Here is a 16,776-nt window from a genome sequence, read left to right on the forward strand (position 1 = left end):
TTCTATCCTTTCGTTATCCGCTTGGCAATAAACGTAGACACTGCATTGATCACGATCACTACGATCAGCAGAACCACTGCCGTTGCATAAGACTGGTTGATGTGGAGTCCTTCACTGGAGAGGGCATACATATGAACCGATAAGGTTCTTCCGGATCCCATCACATTGGAGGGGATCTCTGCTACGGTACCCGCCGTGTACATCAATGCAGCAGTCTCTCCTACGATCCTTCCCACTGCCAGGATCACGCCCGAAAGAATACCGGGAACCGCAGATGGAAGGACGATCTTAAAGACTGTTCTTAGCTTGCCCGCGCCAAGGCCGAAGCTGCCTTCCCTGAATGAATCGGGAACTGATTTTAACGCTTCTTCGCTGGTCCTCATCACAGCCGGCAAAATCATGATCGCCAGTGTTGCAGCCCCAGATAGAATGGAAAGCCCCCATTTTAATGTGGTAACAAAAAACAGCAATCCAAACAATCCGTATACGATAGACGGGATCCCCGAAAGAGTCTCTGCCGTGATCCTCACGATCCCCACAAATCTGTTCCCTTTTCTGGCATATTCCACAAGATAAATTGCAGAAAAGATCCCCAGAGGCACTGCCAGAAGAAGCGCAAGAACTGTCATACTGATCGTATTGACCATAGCCGGAAACAGCGACACATTTGTAGATGTATATTTCAGGGAAAACAGGTCTTTTGTAAGGTAGGGAACTCCATGGACCAAAATGTATCCGATCAGATAGATCAGGATGCCTGCTGTAAAAATCGTAGATGCCAGGACGAGCAGGTATAAAAGCAGAGAAAGAGGTGTCCTTTTATAAGAAGAAAAACGCTGCTTCCGGCTGACTCTGTTCACTGGTTTGATGCTGCCCACTGGCTTTGCTGTTATTGCTTCCATCAGAATTCCTCCTTATGTTTTAATGCAGAAAAAGAAAGGTTGATCAGCAGAATGAATACAAACAGCACAACAGCTGTGGCGATCAATGCTTCCCGGTGCAGGTCTGTGGCATACCCCATTTCCAATACGATATTTGCTGTCAGTGTCCTGACTCCTTTGTAAAGTTCCATCGGCATCCTGGCCTGGTTTCCCGCAACCATTACGACTGCCATGGTCTCCCCTATGGCACGTCCGATCCCAAGCACAACCCCGGCCAGAATCCCAGATTTGGCCGCCGGCAGAACGGTAAAGAAAACACTCCGTTCATGACTGGCCCCGAGAGCCAAAGCCCCTTCATAATAATGATCCGGCACTGCACGGATGGCGCTCTCTGACACGCCGATGATTGTCGGAAGAATCATGATTCCAAGAAGAAGAGAAGCCGTAAGAATACTGTTTCCGTTTCCCCCGAATATATTGCGAATCATCGGAACCATAACAACCATGCCGAAAAATCCATAAACTACAGATGGGATCCCAGCCAAAAGTTCAACTGCCGGTTTTAAGATCTTATATAATTTCTTGTTGCAGAATTTCGCCATAAAAACTGCAGTAAAAATACCGATTGGCACTCCCACGATAATGGCTCCCGCCGTGATGTAAAGACTTCCCAGGATCATTGGGAAGATGCCAAAGAGTCCGTTCTTTGGCATCCATCTCTCACCGGCCAGAAACTCTGCCGGTCCGATTTTCCCAATAGCGGGAAGTCCGTTCAGGAACAGAAAGACACAGATCAATATGACTGCCAGTATGGAAGTACAGGCTGCGGCAAGAAATACACCTTTCATAATTTTTTCTTTGTACTGTTTCATCTTCATTTCCCCACTCATTCTTTTCTTGCAGTGTAAAGATCTACTTTACATCGCCCCATGAAGTCACATTGCCTGTAAAGATGTCTTTAATCTGGCTGCTCTTCATTTCGGAAACATCGTTTTTCTTATTTACGACCACCGCGATACCATCCTGTGCAATCACGGTCGGTTCCACACCCTTCTTAGTCTCACTTTCAGCCAGCTCTCTGGATGCCATACCGATATCACATACTCCATCGATTGTTGAGGTTACGCCTGTTGTTGAATCACTCTGTTGTACTTCGATCTTTACATCCTTGTTGAGCGCCGTATAAGCCTCTTTTAATTTCTCCATGACTGGTGTTACGGAGGAAGAACCTGCCACTACAATCTTTCCTTTGGCACCGGAAGCTTTATAGGCTGCAGCCTTGTCATCCACTGTAATATATCCGTTATCCGCAACTACCTTCTGCCCTTCTTTGCTCATAATAAACTTTATAAAATCTTTAGACTGTGAGGACATTTTTTTCTTATTTGTTACAATATTAAACGGACGGACGATCTTATAAGTCTTATTTTTTACATTTTTTGTGCTAGGCTCTGCTCCGTCAATTTTTAACGCCTTCACTGTATCATTCAGGGAACCCAGGGATATGTATCCGATGGCTGCCTCATTTTCTGATACCGTTGTCATCATAACGGAAGTGGAGTTTGTGATCATCGCTTCCGTTGTGGTGTTATCTATCTTATTTCCGTCACTGTCTTTTTCTTCAATCCCAAATAACTCTATAAAAGCCCCTCTAGTGCCAGAACCGTCTTCTCTGGATACGACAGTGATCTCCTCGCCTGCTGCTTTTTTGCTTTCATCTTTACTTCCGCAGCCTGCCAATAAGCTGGTCGCCGCTACTGTTGTCAACAAAACACTTAAAATTCTTTTCCTCATCTTTCTCATAATATTCTCCTTTTGGCTTTTCATCGCTACAAGTCATATATTACGTCCCCAATGTAAAATTCAAAAGATGAGTTCTGTTAAATCTGAGTAAAATTTCACAGACTTCTTATGAATATTTAACACTTTTTAGATAACAAAAAAAGAAGAATCTATGATTTTCAATAGATTCTTCTTCCATATGTCATGTCTGGGATTAATACTGATACAGCCAGTAAGAGCCGTTTGCCTGTTTCCCTGATTTTGTGACTTTTATATAATAAGTGCCTTTGCTGCCCTTAAAACTAAACTGTTTAACCTTTTCTCCAGATAAAATCAAGGACTTCACGGGCTTTTTCCTGCCCTTTTTGTAAACAGTGAATTTGATCTGTCCGGAGTTCATATAAGTTTCTGCTTCCATAGAGATCTTTTTCCGTTTTTTCGGAACCGAAATGCGGTACCATCTGGAGGCCTTTTCTGTCACCGTATATAGATCATACTGTTCCTGGAATCTTTTTAAGACCTTGGCATTCCGCTTTTTGGTCTTGTAAGCAGGTTTCATGTAGGTCTTGATGACACAGAGTGAATATCCCTGATCCTTTCCTGACTTGGCAGCTATTCTATAGGTTCCCTTTTTCAATCCGTAGACAACCGTTCCAGTTTCACTGCTGAAATAGGACTTTTGCTGCTTTCCAATGTTCTTCCAGTGTCCATTTTCTTTCCGCTGGATATAAAAGGTGATCGGTTTCGCCTGATTTATCATCGGTGATGCCGTGATATCTGCGGTTCCCCGTTTCCCCATATTGAATGTGTGGTGCGTATATTTTCCCTGACCGCTCTGAATATAGGATGTCTCATTGGATAAAGTACGGGGATCATCCTTGATGACAAACGGAGCGATAAAGATCGTAGAATAATCTTTCGGAAGCCTCACATAGTATGTGCCTGGCTTTGCTTTCAGCTTGACAGCCCCATCCGGAATTCTGTTCCCCACAGGCGTCTTCTGATGGTCCAGCAGTGAAGGTATCTGTGCCTTTTCATCCTCCTGGAGATAGACAAGGATCAGGCTGCCCTCTTCCTTGACTCTCAGCTCGATCATCCTATCAGGGTGGTCCCTTAGGTAGGACTGGGTAAATGTGTACATGCCGTCACCGTACATCAGATACATGGACGCTTCATCCATGCTGGCAAACCGGCCCGCTTCCATAATGCCTTCATCCATCCCAGAAGTCCTGGCACTTCGTCCCGCTTTTGCGTCAGCCGCGATACTGTCTGCACTCCTTGGCTCATTGGCAGAAACAGACACCGGAAACCCGATGAGCTCTGCACATAAAACAACAGCTACAATGATACTTGTAAAACAGATACCGTATCTTTTCATAAGACACCCCTCCTTCGTATCTGCCCTGTCGAAGCGGCTTTATATGATCGTAAGATCCATCAGAAATTCATCTATGAAGATATTATATCATGCAGATATCTCAGAACTATGACATTCACATGAAGTTTTTAGTCTTGGCAGAGATCGTAAACATTTCCTTTGCAGACGGTGTAATAAATCTTTCCGAAAAGCTTCCAGCCCTTGAACGGTGAGTTTGAAGCCTTAGAGTAAAACTTCTCTACAATATACTCTTCATCTTCTTTAAACAGAACCAGATCCGCAGGTTTTCCCTCTTGGATCCTTCCCTGCTCTAAATGATACAGTTTCGCCGGATTCACTGTCATCTTCTCCAAAAGTTCCATCAAGGTAAGGTGTCCTTCTCTCACAAGCTTGGTGATCCCAAGTCCCAGAGATGTTTCCAATCCCGTGATACCGCTTGGTGCTTTTATAAGACCTGCCGCTTTCTCTTCTTCTGAGTGCGGGGCATGATCCGTCGCAATGATCTCTATGGTGCCTTCTTTCAGCCCCTCAATGATTCTGTCCCTGTCTTTTGATGTCCGAAGCGGAGGATTCATTTTAGCCAGCGGCCCATAGGTCAGCACATCCTCCTCTGTGAGGGTAAAATGATGTGGGGATGCTTCAGCAGTCACTTTAGCTCCTTTTGCTTTAGCGTCTCTGACATAATCCACGGCTTTAGCAGAGCTGATATGCTGGATATCCACAGATGCCCCGGTCTCCAGAGCCAATCGGCAGTCTCTTTCTACCATCACTGCCTCTGCTTCGTCAGAAGCACCTCCATATTCAAGCTGATCGGCCACTTTCCCCGCATTAACTCCCGGACGTTTAATATACTTTGGATCCTCCTCGTGGAGACTGATCGGAACGTCCAGCTTCGCCGCAGTTTCCATTGCTTTGCGTACAACGTTCTCATCCATGAGCGGAAGTCCGTCATCCGTAAATCCAAGAGCTCCGTGGGCTTTCAACTCTTCCATGTCCACAAGCTCTTTTCCCTTGAATCCTTTGGATACTGCCGCAGTCTGAATGATGCGGACCGGCTGCTCCTGCGCACGCTTCATGATATCATCCAGGATCTCTGCGCTGTCCACCACAGGTTTCGTATTTGCCATACAGACAACCGTGGTAACTCCCCCGTGCAGGGCAGCTTTGCTTCCTGTTTCCAGATCTTCCTTGTGCGTAAAACCCGGATCCCTGAAATGCACATGTACATCGATCAGCCCAGGCGCAACGGTCATGCCTTCTGCGTCTATGATCTGGTCATAATCTATTTCTTCAGATTTTCCTATGCTCTTGATCTTTCCGTCGGAAAGAACAAGATCGGTCACTTTGTCGAATCCGGTTTCCGGATCCAAAACTCTTCCATTTTTTATTAAAATCATATCTTTTCCTCCTACAGGTTTTATTTTACCTTATCGTGCGAAGCACGTCCACCCGTAGGGTATGAAATACGGGATGCCCTGTGGATATGACATGTTCCACATGATTTCCGTTCGGCTCTTAGAATGCCTCACTCCAATCATGTAGAACATGGACGTAGTGTCCGCTGGAGAAGGACCTCTGTCAAAAAAAGCTGCCATTTATCGAAAGTTAATTACCACTATTTCCGTCGCGCTTTTGAAATGCGCTCCTCCAATAGTGGTAATTAACTTTCGTGGAGCAGCCCCTTTTGACTCATATCAACCTACATTTTATATGCCTTTTGTCTTGCAACAGCTATCTCCAGCAGACATTACGTCCATTTTCACCAGTTCGGAGGCCTTGCATTCGAAGGGACGTTAGTTTTTCTTCTTGAAGTAAAGACTCGTAGGCGGTGCGCATTGCGCAGTGAGGCTGTTTGAGCGTCAGCGAGTTCCGAACGGGCCGCCGGAGAGGCTTTGCTGAAAGTCAGAAAATCTTACGTCCCTGAGACAGCAAGCCGGAGAACCGGTGAAAATGTCATACCTTATCGTGCGAGGCACGTCCACCTTTAGGCTATCTGCCTCCACAGCAGCTAAGTACAATAAACAACTTCCCTATAAATCTCACCCACCGTTTTTTTGCTACATATTTCATCTACTTTCCCATCCGTTTTTCCGATCAATACGATTGATTTCAGAAGTTCTAGATATTCATTTTCTCCTTTTGATGCAAAACAGAACAATAAATGAATCTTATCTTCTGTTTCCGTGAATGTAATTCCTTTTTCTGAAACGAGAAGACTCAGACAGTCTTTATTGGCTCCGTAATTTTTATTGGCATGTGCAAGAGCGACACCTTTGCTTACAACGATATAGTCGCCATATTCCTCCACATGTTCAACTGATTTTCTGATGTATTCCGATTCAATAAATCCGGCTCTTTCCAATGGTTCTGCCGCTTTGTATATAGCCTGTTTCCAAGTCATCTCCCGGTTACAGATCTGAATATATGCTTCCTCCAGGAGATCCCCCAATGCATTTTCTTGGACTAAAAGAACAGTATTTCGATAGTCCTTTATCACCTCTGACACTTTCCTGCACAGCAGATCCGCCAGCTTTTTATCATCTATGATATCCTGAATCATACTTTTTAATAATTCAGATTTTGGATTCATAACATCCTGCTGCACTTTTTGCTTTTGAAGTGCCATTTGCTGGATCAGATTCATATCAGACATTTTTAGGAAAGCATGCACTTTGATCACCGGATACTTTTTGCTTTTGATCGAAACTGTAGAAATAATAAAGTCTACCTTTTTATCTTTAGCCTCCAATTCCTCCGGTACCTCCTCAGCTGCCAGAACACCGATGACCTTAAAGTCAAAATAATTCTTAATCTGTGCCTCAAGATATTTTCCAGTTGCCATACTGCCGGGACAGACAATCACAACAGAAAGCCTCGGCATGTAACGCCGGTTTCTGATAATTGAAACACAAATATGGATTACAATTGATTTTTTCATATTCTCACTGAGCTTATAAGTAAGATAGCGTTCCAGTATCCATGCATTTTGATTGACTGCCTGTTGCAGTAATTCGTAATTGATAAAGCTGTCATATTCCTTTGGCAGTTCCACTTCATAGCTGCCCCAGTCTTTCCGGTTTTTGATATGCATAAGCAATGAATCCAACAGTTTGGTATCATCGCCAAGTCCAAGCTGTAACCTTTGATCGATGATCTCCACAAAATGCATAATTATTTTATACAGCTCAATCTCGTCCACTGTTTTTACAAAAGAATACAAATGATGACGTTTAATATAGGACCGGAAATTTTCCAGCATCTCCAGAGTAACCTGAATATGCAGCATAGCTCCCACATATAAAATCAAATGATCAATTCCTGATAATACAGCCTTTTTACTGATCACTGTGCCTTCTTTTCTTCCAAAATTAAATATTACAAATAAGTATAATACAATATCATAAAAAACATCTTCCATAAAGACCAGACTGCAAACCTGCATATATTCCTGCATATAGGAGAATATTGCAGACAAGCTGTACCTGATCTCCATGCGCTTCATGACCATTCTCTGAAAATAACCATTATGTTTTATATCAATTGCTATTTCCCGGAATAAAGAAATTAATATTTCAATCCTCTTTTGATCATCACACTTTAAGCACATCCCTTTCCCAGGATCGATCACCAGATTTGTTTCAAGTTCCATAAATTTCTCTTTGATTTGTTCGATGTCTTTAACGATGGTAATCCGGCTTACATATAGCTCCTCTGCAAAATTCTGCATCGTGATATGGTGCTGGCTGACTGCAAGAATCATCATAATATAGATTTGCCGTTCCTGATTAGATAATTTATACAAATAAATATCCATATTATACAGATGTTCTTCTACAAGAGCTTCATCAAAATCCTCTTGTTTTATCAGTGCCCCGCCTTCTGATACTGTGATATCCGATACAGGAATCGAATGTAGGAATTGGTTAATCTCTCCAATATCATTGCGCAGCGTCTTTTTTGTAATTTTGTATTCCAGGGCAAGTTCTTTTACTGTCCAGACTTTATCTGTATTAAGAATAAATTTTTGAATGATTTCCACACTGCGCTTTCTCATAAGCATCCCTCCACCATGGAAAAGCAGAATAAACACTGCGCCGGAAACGCAATGTTTATTCTCCGTTCTATTTGTTTTTTACACTTTCATTTTTTTCTCAAGGTAGCTTGGAATTTCTTCCAACGGCAGTTCACTGCATTTTGAAATTGTTGTTTGATCAAGGACAAAATGAATCAGTCTCTTCAAAAATTCCAGATGATCCTCCGCCCCCTTAATTGCCAGATTAAAGACCAGCCTGGTGTCAACATATTCTTCTGTGTCGTCCATTCGGTAAAACCGCACTGGGTGATCCAGTCTCAAAAGACAGATACAGTTTTCTCTGATCCCTTCTGCTTTAGAATGAGGAATTGCCACCGGGATCTCTGAGGGAAGGCCTGTTGGATATTCTTTTTCTCTCTCAATACAGGCATCTACAAAATCCTGACTGACACTTCCGCAGCTCATCATACATTCACCGCACAGAAGAATTGCTTCTTTCCAGTCTTTTGCATCCCCCTCCGTTGCCAAATATATATTTTTTTTGCCCATATGCCTTCTCCTATTCTATTGCTTTCTTATCCTACGAAAAGACCAGCCAGCCGATGCAGCAGACAGATAACCGTTGTTCCAAGATTATATCCGAAGAAACCGTCGGTTGCCATCTTTCCCCCTAGATCCAATCCGGTGACACTGAAGAAAGCAGTGGCCTCCGGCACGAATAGATTTGCCAGAAAAGATTTCAGGAAGATGAGAACCACGCAGCAAATTAGGCTCCGCAACAGTTTCCCGTTACTTGCCATAACACAAAATACGGTTAAGTAACAGACAGAAGCCAACATTCCGATTGGAAAATAAGTCATTCCCGGTATTAAAAATGCGGTTGCGATGGTGATTGGTATGCAGATCGCTGTGCAAGTGACGCAGGCAGGATCTCCAAGTCCAAGCGCGATATCCATCCCGATAAAGAGCTGTGAATCCTCTCCAAGATGTTTTTTCATAAATTTATTTGCTGCATTCCCAATCGGGGTGATTCCTTCCATCATGATGGAGACCATTCTTGGTATTAGAATCAATACACTGGCAATTCCCATGCCAAGCACTAGCATGGTTTCAACCGGCTGCTTTGTCATGACTCCAAGAAAAACTCCTACGAGAAATCCAACAAAACATGGTTCTCCAAAGATGCCTAGTTTGTCTTCCAGATGTTCCATATCGATATCAATATCCTTAAGGCCGGGAATTTTATCAATAATCTTATTCATCAGCCAGGAGACCGGATAAGTCCACACGATAAAGGAAAATGTTGTACAAGTCGTACCTTCCAGACCGAAATATTCCTGCCACTTAGGTGCAATCAGTTCAGATACTAAGACTGTGACAACTGACAGCCCCACCGTGACGGCCACTCCAAGAATGATGTTGCCAAACAGGGCATACGCAAGTGCTCCCGGAATTAACAAATGAATATAGTTCCAAATATCTACATTGAGGACTTTTCTTTTAAAGACAAAAATCAGGATAAAATTTGCCAACACGATCAAAGGGACCGCCACAGGCGCAAACGGTACTGTCCAGGAGGCAGCTCCAGTTGCCGCAAACCCCATATCAATTGTTGTGAAACCTTTTCCCAATGACTGATAATGGTCGATGACCGGCTGTATGGTTGTAATGAGTAATGAGACAACAAGCTTAAGTCCCTGAAACCCAATTCCTACAAACATACCTGATTTTAATGCCGCTCCAAATTTCATTCGGAAAATTAATCCTAAAATCAGGATCATAAACGGAAGCAGGGAAACCGCGCCCATATTTATTATTTTTTGGCTGATCATTAACAAGGTATCCATAGAAACTCCTTTCTTTTCTCTTTTGCACAGCTAATATTTATATGGCTCAGAAGTTCTCTCCTAATCCAATAATCCTTTGCACGTATTCACAATCTCTTCTCTGATTCTGTCCTCCCCGATCCCCGAGATTAAACCAAACACTTTTATTAATGGTTTTGTTACAGGCCTACGGTAATTTGTCGTCACCATAATGACATCTACATCATTTTGTTTGGACGGAATTTCTGTCATCGTACTTTTTACTATTTTTGCTGGTATGCCGGCCTCCCTGCAAATCTTCTTTACTGCCTCCTGTGCGACAGTGGATGTGGCAACACCGCTGCCGCATGCTACTAAAATGGTCAATTGTTTTGACATGTACTCTCCTCCTTTTCTTTGTTTGGAAACAGTACCACCTTGATGGCCTCTCCTGTCCTTGTCAACTCAATGGCTTCTTTGATCATACTCAGCGGAAGCACATGAGTAATAAATTGATCTGCTCCAAATTCATCAGAGATTGCCAGTTCAAATGCTCTCTGGACCTGCATGCTGTTTGCTCCATAATGACCGTAAATCCATAAATTATGATAATGAATATAATTTGTATCCAGCTCTGTCATGGCTCCCTTTGCTACTCCTCCGAAAAACACAACAATTCCGCCTTTTCTTGCCATAAATATGGATTGTGCCTGAGCCTGTGTTGAAGGATTCGCGGAAATCACTTTGTCAGCACCTTTTCCATTTGTCAACTCTTTAACTTCTTTAACCGGGTCAGTCTTCGTACTGTTAATCGTATGGTCCACCCCAAACTGCTTTGTCATTTCCAGCCGCTGATCATTGATCTCGATCATGATAACTTTTTTTGCACCTCTCAGCTTTGCCAGCCTGGAATGAAAACATCCGATCGGTCCTGCACCAATAATCACAACTGTATCCCCGAATCCAACTTGAATATTTTCCTGGCAGGCATAAACGGAGGATAACGGTTCTCCAAGAGAAGCTCTCTCAAAGCTTACATCTTCCGGAATCTTATAAACAGAGTCCTTCTCTGCCTGTGCTTTGGTTACCGGCGCAAACTCTGCAAAACCACCCTGCCTGTCCGTATAGGATTCATGGTTCACACAGTTCTCACTATGTCCGCTCCGGCATTCCTCACATTCCAAACAATGATTTCCAGGATGAACATAAACCCTGTCTCCAACTTTGTAGTTCTTTGTTGTTTCTGAAATCTCATCAATCATTCCTACCATCTCATGCCCAAAAACATGCGGATACCGCCCTTTTTTTGAATCAGTAGTTAAATTTCTGATATCGGATCCACATAATCCGATGGCACATACTTTTAAAACAAATCCTCCCTCCGGACAAGCCGGCCGTTTCATTTCTTCTATCCGGATATCATTTGGTCCATACATCAGTGCGGCCTTCATCATTACATCCCTCCTTTTCTGTCATTCGTTTCTTTTCCAATCATCTGTATTTTTGACCTCCGCTCCATCAGTTTCTTTAACTGGCACTCCGGTATATCTTTCACTTTCCCTATACTCTCCGTCAAATGATAAATTTTTAAAACTTCTTCCGCAGCCTCCACAATCTTTACTGCATCTTCCAGCGTATTCCCGACAGCAATACATCCATGATTCCCCAAAAGAATCAAGTCGTGGTCTTTGATGACTTCTTCTATCCCATGTGCAATGCTGGAAGTTCCAGGTTCGCCATATGGAAGGCATGGGATCTCCCCCATCTTTAGTGCAAATGTTGTAGAACATTTTAATTTTATATCTTTTCCGCAGTATGCATATGCTGTCATATACGGCGCATGAATGTGTGCCGCTGCACAGCAGTCAGGTCTGGCCTTCAGTGCAGCTTCGTGCAGCAGGTACTCGCTGGATCTCTTCGCACTTCCTCCAATTTGTTCCCCGTCTCTCAACACTGCTATCATGTCTTCATTCAGCTGCCTTTTTCTTATGCCTGACGGCGTGATATATAATTCTTCTGTTTCACGGTCTAAGATTGATAAGTTTCCTTCCAGTGTATTGACAAGCCCTTTTTCGTCCATAAGTTTTGCATAATAAACTATTTGTTTCTTAATCTCATTGGCGCTGCTTCCCATGGCACTTATTCTCCTTTAATGTCAGTTTTATTGTTCCATTGGAATTCATGAATTCTATGGTTTTAGTATATCCTCGGCTCTGGCAGCCCTCAATACAAGTTTTTTCCCCACGACCGGAAATAAAGTTTACAGATAGATATAAAACTTTTCCTGACCAAAGAAATGAAATATATATTTTATTCAAAGAAGTTTTCGGTTTCTCAGGAAGTTCTCTGGTTTTTACATAAAAAAACAGAGAGAAGTTTTAACTTCTCTCCGCCAATATATGAACAATATTCTTTAATTCTCTAATTCAACTGCTCCTTTACTGCCTCCAGTGCAGTCTCCACATCACTCTCTGTGATCTTCTGGTCTGATTTTACCTTTACCACATAATTTTTCTTCTTGACGGTAAAGCCGCCGATGGCCTCATAGGCTGTCTCATCCTCTATCTGTTTTATCACTGGTATGAAATAACCGTTCTGGGCAGTTAATTCCTCACCGATCTCATAGGTATGGCCTTTTTCCTCCAGAGCCATGATCTCCTCTGAAATATTTTCATCAATATCTTCTTCCAGTATTTCTTTGGAAGTTCCTTCGCACTGTTTGAATTGAACACTCATATTTTGAACAAAAATGCTGTCATCCGCAGCCTTTGTATTCATCTTTCCTTTTACAAAAAAACACCCTCCCACAGCCAGTACGATTCCCACTGCTGCCAAAAACTTTTTATTAAAAACAATCTTTCTCATAATTTCTCCCTTCTTGTTACCGAATAAATTAAGTATACCAGAAAAGTATGATAAAAAAATGCATAAATTATTACAATTTTCTTAGGATACTATGATCGTTTCCTTTTTCTGAACAGATAAAAAATATTTTTATTGATTTATGCAGCCAGTCATTGTATATTATCACTCATAAAATATAACAAAAGAGGGAAAACATATGGAAATACGAAAAGCTGAGATCGGACAGCTCAGTGAGATTCTGAAGATCTATTCTAATGCCAGAGCGTTCATGAAGGACCATGGGAATCCTGACCAATGGGGAGAGACACATCCCCAGGAAGCAGTCATATGCGGTGATATAAAATCAGGAAACAGCTATGTCTGCATGGAAAACGGAAAAATCCTTGCAGTATTTTTTTACAAAGCCGGGGAAGATCCCACCTATGGACATATTTATCAGGGAAATTGGCTGAACCTGGATCCTTACGGTGTGATTCACCGGATTGCTTCCAGCGGGAAAAAGAAAGGATCCGCATCCTTCTGCCTGGCTTGGGCTTTTGAAGAATGCGGAAATCTGCGGATCGACACCCATAGAGATAATCACGTGATGCAGAATCTACTTAAAAGAAATGGATTTACCTATTGCGGTATCATCTATTTGGAAAACGGCAGTGAGAGACTTGCATATCAGAAATCTGAACAAAGTGGGCAAGCCACCTCATCTCCCCAACCCATCACTCTTTGAGGGGCTTGACAACTTTGAGCACCAAATGCGATTTGACGTAGTCAAATAGATTCCTTACGCATTTGTGTGCATACTGCCCACAGGGCTTTTTTATTCCATAGGGAGGTTCGAAGAACTTTCCTATGGAATAAAAAACCGGCCAGATGATTGACCTGGTCGGTTTTTAATCTTAATATTCAAATTTCTTTTCAAAATAGTCTTTTAAATCTTCGATCTTGATTCTTTCCTGTTCCATAGTGTCACGGTCTCTGACGGTCACTGCCCCATCTTCCTCAGAATCAAAGTCATAGGTCACACAGAACGGTGTTCCGATCTCATCCTGTCTTCTATAACGTTTTCCGATATTTCCCCGCTCATCATACTCACAGTTGTAATATTTGGCAAGCATCTCGTAGACCTTACCTGCACCCTCGCCTAATTTCTTAGACAGCGGAAGCACGCCGATCTTTACCGGTGCAATGGCCGGATGAAAACGGAGTACCGTTCTCTTATCTCCGCCTTCCAGCTCTTCTTCGTCATAAGCAGCACATAAGAACGCTAACGTTACACGGTCTGCTCCCAGAGACGGTTCAATTACGTAAGGAATATAACGTTCTTTCTTCTCGTCATCAAAGTATGTCAGATCTTCCCCTGAGGTATTTTGATGCTGTGTCAGGTCATAATCTGTACGGTCAGCGATACCCCACAGCTCTCCCCATCCAAACGGGAATAAAAATTCAATATCAGAAGTAGCCTTGGAGTAGAAGGAAAGTTCTTCTTTTCCATGGTCACGGACTCTCATCTGGTCATCTGTGATCCCCAAAGTTTTCAGCCAGTTAATACAGAAATCTTTCCAATAGGCAAACCACTCAAGGTCAGTATCTGGCTCACAGAAAAATTCCAGTTCCATCTGCTCAAATTCTCTTGTACGGAACGTAAAGTTTCCAGGAGTGATTTCATTTCTGAAAGACTTTCCTACCTGTCCGATACCGAACGGAATTTTCTTTCTGGATGTTCTCTGTACATTTTTAAAATTGACGAAAATACCCTGTGCTGTCTCCGGACGCAGATAAACTGTATTTTTCGCATCCTCAGTGACACCCTGGAAGGTCTTAAACATCAGGTTGAACTCGCGGATATCCGTAAAATTCTTCTTACCGCAGGATGGGCAGACAATATTATGGTCATTGATAAAATCTACCATCTCTTCTTTTGTCCATCCGTCCACGGAACCGCCTTCGATCTCCATGCCGTGTTCATCCATGTAGTCTTCGATGATCTTATCTGCGCGGAACCGTTCATGACACTCTTTACAGTCCATCAGAGGGTCAGAAAATCCGCCCAGATGCCCGGAGGCAACCCAAGTCTGCGGATTCATCAGGATCGCACAGTCAACACCTACATTGTACGGGCTCTCCTGGATGAATTTCTTCCACCATGCCTTTTTGACATTGTTCTTAAGCTCCACGCCCAGATTTCCGTAATCCCATGTATTTGCCAATCCGCCGTAAATCTCAGATCCGCTGTACACAAAACCTCTGGCTTTTGCTAAATTTACGATTTTCTCCATTGTTAATTCCATATTGTTTCTACCTCACCGTTTTTTCATTTCCTATAATCTGTTCTATTGTAGCGTGTAACCCCTCTTTTTTCAAGAGATAAGCAAAAAAAGTCAAAGCAGCTCCAAAAAATCCAACGACTTAAAATGGTGGCTGACATATTGGTTTAGAAAAGAATCGCAGACTATCTCAAGTTCCTTCTGCACTTCTTTGGAAACCTTAAATGTATACAGCTTTTCCAGGGCACTGCTTAAAATAAACTGAATGGTATATACCGTAGATCCGGAAATATGTACCGCCCGTCCCCCGGCCTTTTGGCAATTTGAACATACCATCCCGCCTGCGCTGCTGTCAAAATATTCAAGGTCTTCTGTGCTGCCACACTGGGTACAGCAGAAAACCTCCATGCCCTGCCCATACAGAGCCATGATTTTGATCTCAAATACCCTGCGGATCAATTCGGGTCCGATGGTTTTCTTCTCCAAGGCCCGCAGGCTTTGGTACAGCAGCTTTAAAATATCCATCTCATCGTTATTTTCCCTTGTGAGATAAGAAACAAACTCACAAAAATAACTGCCATAGGAGATCAGTAGAAGATCCTCCTTGATCCCCTCAAAGTAATGCCCCACGTCTGCCCACATGAGATTAAAGGAGCTTCTGCCCTCATACAGAGAAAATTCTCCAAACGTAAACGGCTGACAGGCTGCAGCATAAGGACTTGTTGCCTTTTTTGCCCCTCTTGCAAAGGCGGTGATCCTTCCTCTCTCTTTTGTGAGAAGTGTGACCCTTTTATCAAATTCTCCGATATTCCCGGCATTTAATACCAGGCCGGTTACTTTGATTTCCTGTCCCATGTTTAAACTTCTTTCTTATTGTACCCGTAGTTTTTAAGAAGCATATCGCTGTCTCGCCAGTCCTTTTTTACCTTCACCCACAGCTGCAGATTCACTTTAATATCCAGCAGGTTTTCCATTTCGATCCGGGCCTGAGATCCGATTTTCTTTAACATGCTGCCCTGCTTCCCGATGATGATGCCTTTGTGGGAATCCCTCTCGCATACGATGGTAGCGTCAATGTCTATGATATGTCCGTGCCGGCGCTCTTTCATAGAATCAATGATCACCGCGATCCCGTGGGGGATTTCCTGGTCCAGCAGACGCAGTGCCTTTTCTCTGATGAGCTCCGCACAGATCTGTCTTTCGGGCTGGTCCGTGACCGTGTCCTCGTCAAAAAACATGGGGCCTTCCGGAAGATATTTGAAAATACAGTCAATAACATCGTCCGTATTCTTTCCCTTTAGTGCAGAGACCGGGATGACTTCCACAAATTCACACACGTCTTTGTATGTGGTGATCGCCTTCAGTATTTCCTCATCTTTAACTGTATCTGTCTTGTTAATGACAAGGATGACCGGTGTCTTGACCTTGCCAAGCTGTTCGATGATATACCGCTCTCCACCCCCAATAAAAGTAGTAGGCTCCACCAGCCATAAAATAAGATCCACTTCGTTGAGTGTGCGCTCAGCGACTTTGAGCATATAGTCGCCGAGCTTATTTTTTGCTTTGTTGATCCCTGGTGTGTCTAAAAAGACGATCTGCCCCCGCTCGTCCGTAAAAACTGTCTGGATTCTGTTTCTTGTTGTCTGCGGCTTTTTAGAGGTGATCGCGATCTTCTGTCCGATCAGCTGATTCATCAGCGTAGATTTGCCCACATTCGGCCTGCCGATCAATGTTACAAATCCTGATTTCATTCCTGCGTCCATAAACTTCC

16 protein-coding genes are annotated in these 16,776 nt (G+C 43.1%); 1 reads left to right on the top strand and 15 read right to left on the bottom strand.

Annotated elements, in window-relative coordinates; genetic code table 11:
• Positions 1 to 2: 2 nt before the first annotated feature.
• The 12 genes from pstA to AR1Y2_RS13010 form a co-directional block, all read right to left on the bottom strand.
• Positions 3 to 902, bottom strand: coding sequence for a phosphate ABC transporter permease PstA (pstA, locus tag AR1Y2_RS12955; protein ID WP_137329335.1), 900 nt, complete (start codon positions 900 to 902; stop codon positions 3 to 5).
• Positions 902 to 1,753 carry a phosphate ABC transporter permease subunit PstC gene (gene pstC / locus AR1Y2_RS12960; RefSeq protein ID WP_137330273.1) on the bottom strand — a complete coding sequence of 284 codons (852 nt, stop codon included), beginning with the start codon at positions 1,751 to 1,753 and terminating at the stop codon, positions 902 to 904. The genes pstA and pstC overlap by 1 nt, the downstream gene beginning before the upstream one ends.
• A 40-nt stretch (positions 1,754 to 1,793) precedes the next feature.
• A complete protein-coding gene (locus AR1Y2_RS12965) occupies positions 1,794 to 2,684 on the bottom strand; it encodes a substrate-binding domain-containing protein (protein WP_243118749.1) in 891 nt (296 codons plus the stop codon).
• A gap of 193 nt (positions 2,685 to 2,877) precedes the next feature.
• On the bottom strand, positions 2,878 to 4,041 hold the full coding sequence (locus AR1Y2_RS12970) for a hypothetical protein (protein ID WP_137329337.1): 1,164 nt from the start codon (positions 4,039 to 4,041) through the stop codon (positions 2,878 to 2,880).
• 128 nt (positions 4,042 to 4,169) lie between these two features.
• Positions 4,170 to 5,438 carry a dihydroorotase gene (locus AR1Y2_RS12975; RefSeq protein ID WP_137329338.1) on the bottom strand — a complete coding sequence of 423 codons (1,269 nt, stop codon included), beginning with the start codon at positions 5,436 to 5,438 and terminating at the stop codon, positions 4,170 to 4,172.
• Positions 5,439 to 6,049: 611 nt separating this feature from the next.
• Positions 6,050 to 8,095: a BglG family transcription antiterminator gene (locus AR1Y2_RS12980; RefSeq protein WP_175403645.1), complete on the bottom strand. Its 2,046-nt coding sequence runs from the start codon at positions 8,093 to 8,095 to the stop codon at positions 6,050 to 6,052.
• Positions 8,096 to 8,173: 78 nt separating this feature from the next.
• Entirely contained in the window at positions 8,174 to 8,623 is a 450-nt protein-coding gene (locus AR1Y2_RS12985; protein ID WP_137329340.1) for a PTS sugar transporter subunit IIA, read from the bottom strand.
• Positions 8,624 to 8,649: 26 nt separating this feature from the next.
• Entirely contained in the window at positions 8,650 to 9,921 is a 1,272-nt protein-coding gene (locus tag AR1Y2_RS12990; RefSeq protein WP_137329341.1) for a PTS transporter subunit IIC, read from the bottom strand.
• 60 nt (positions 9,922 to 9,981) lie between these two features.
• The gene (locus AR1Y2_RS12995) at positions 9,982 to 10,278 is read right to left on the bottom strand and encodes a PTS sugar transporter subunit IIB (RefSeq protein ID WP_137329342.1); all 297 of its coding nucleotides are present in this window, start codon (positions 10,276 to 10,278) and stop codon (positions 9,982 to 9,984) included.
• A complete protein-coding gene (locus AR1Y2_RS18335; protein WP_243118750.1) occupies positions 10,263 to 11,333 on the bottom strand; it encodes a zinc-binding dehydrogenase in 1,071 nt (356 codons plus the stop codon). Before AR1Y2_RS18335 ends, AR1Y2_RS12995 begins: the two co-directional genes overlap by 16 nt.
• On the bottom strand, positions 11,333 to 12,013 hold the full coding sequence (locus AR1Y2_RS13005) for a class II aldolase/adducin family protein (protein WP_137329343.1): 681 nt from the start codon (positions 12,011 to 12,013) through the stop codon (positions 11,333 to 11,335). Before AR1Y2_RS13005 ends, AR1Y2_RS18335 begins: the two co-directional genes overlap by 1 nt.
• A 287-nt stretch (positions 12,014 to 12,300) precedes the next feature.
• Complete coding sequence (locus AR1Y2_RS13010) at positions 12,301 to 12,744, bottom strand: hypothetical protein (protein ID WP_137329344.1); 444 nt, start codon at positions 12,742 to 12,744, stop codon at positions 12,301 to 12,303.
• A gap of 196 nt (positions 12,745 to 12,940) precedes the next feature.
• On the opposite strand from AR1Y2_RS13010, the gene AR1Y2_RS13015 reads away from it, so the two are divergent.
• Complete coding sequence (locus tag AR1Y2_RS13015) at positions 12,941 to 13,468, top strand: GNAT family N-acetyltransferase (RefSeq protein WP_137329345.1); 528 nt, start codon at positions 12,941 to 12,943, stop codon at positions 13,466 to 13,468.
• Positions 13,469 to 13,637: 169 nt separating this feature from the next.
• Here the strand turns inward: AR1Y2_RS13015 and AR1Y2_RS13020 are convergent, their stop codons facing one another.
• From AR1Y2_RS13020 to era, 3 genes are all read right to left on the bottom strand, one after another.
• A complete protein-coding gene (locus AR1Y2_RS13020) occupies positions 13,638 to 15,029 on the bottom strand; it encodes a glycine--tRNA ligase (protein WP_137329346.1) in 1,392 nt (463 codons plus the stop codon).
• Between the two features lie 90 nt (positions 15,030 to 15,119).
• Positions 15,120 to 15,860, bottom strand: a complete 741-nt coding sequence (gene recO, locus AR1Y2_RS13025) for a DNA repair protein RecO (RefSeq protein ID WP_137329347.1) — start codon at positions 15,858 to 15,860, stop codon at positions 15,120 to 15,122.
• Positions 15,861 to 15,862: 2 nt separating this feature from the next.
• Entirely contained in the window at positions 15,863 to 16,768 is a 906-nt protein-coding gene (gene era, locus AR1Y2_RS13030; protein ID WP_137329348.1) for a GTPase Era, read from the bottom strand.
• Between the last annotated feature and the right edge of the window lie 8 nt (positions 16,769 to 16,776).

The organism is Anaerostipes rhamnosivorans (assembly GCF_005280655.1).
Taxonomy (GTDB): Bacteria; Bacillota; Clostridia; order Lachnospirales; family Lachnospiraceae; genus Anaerostipes; species Anaerostipes rhamnosivorans.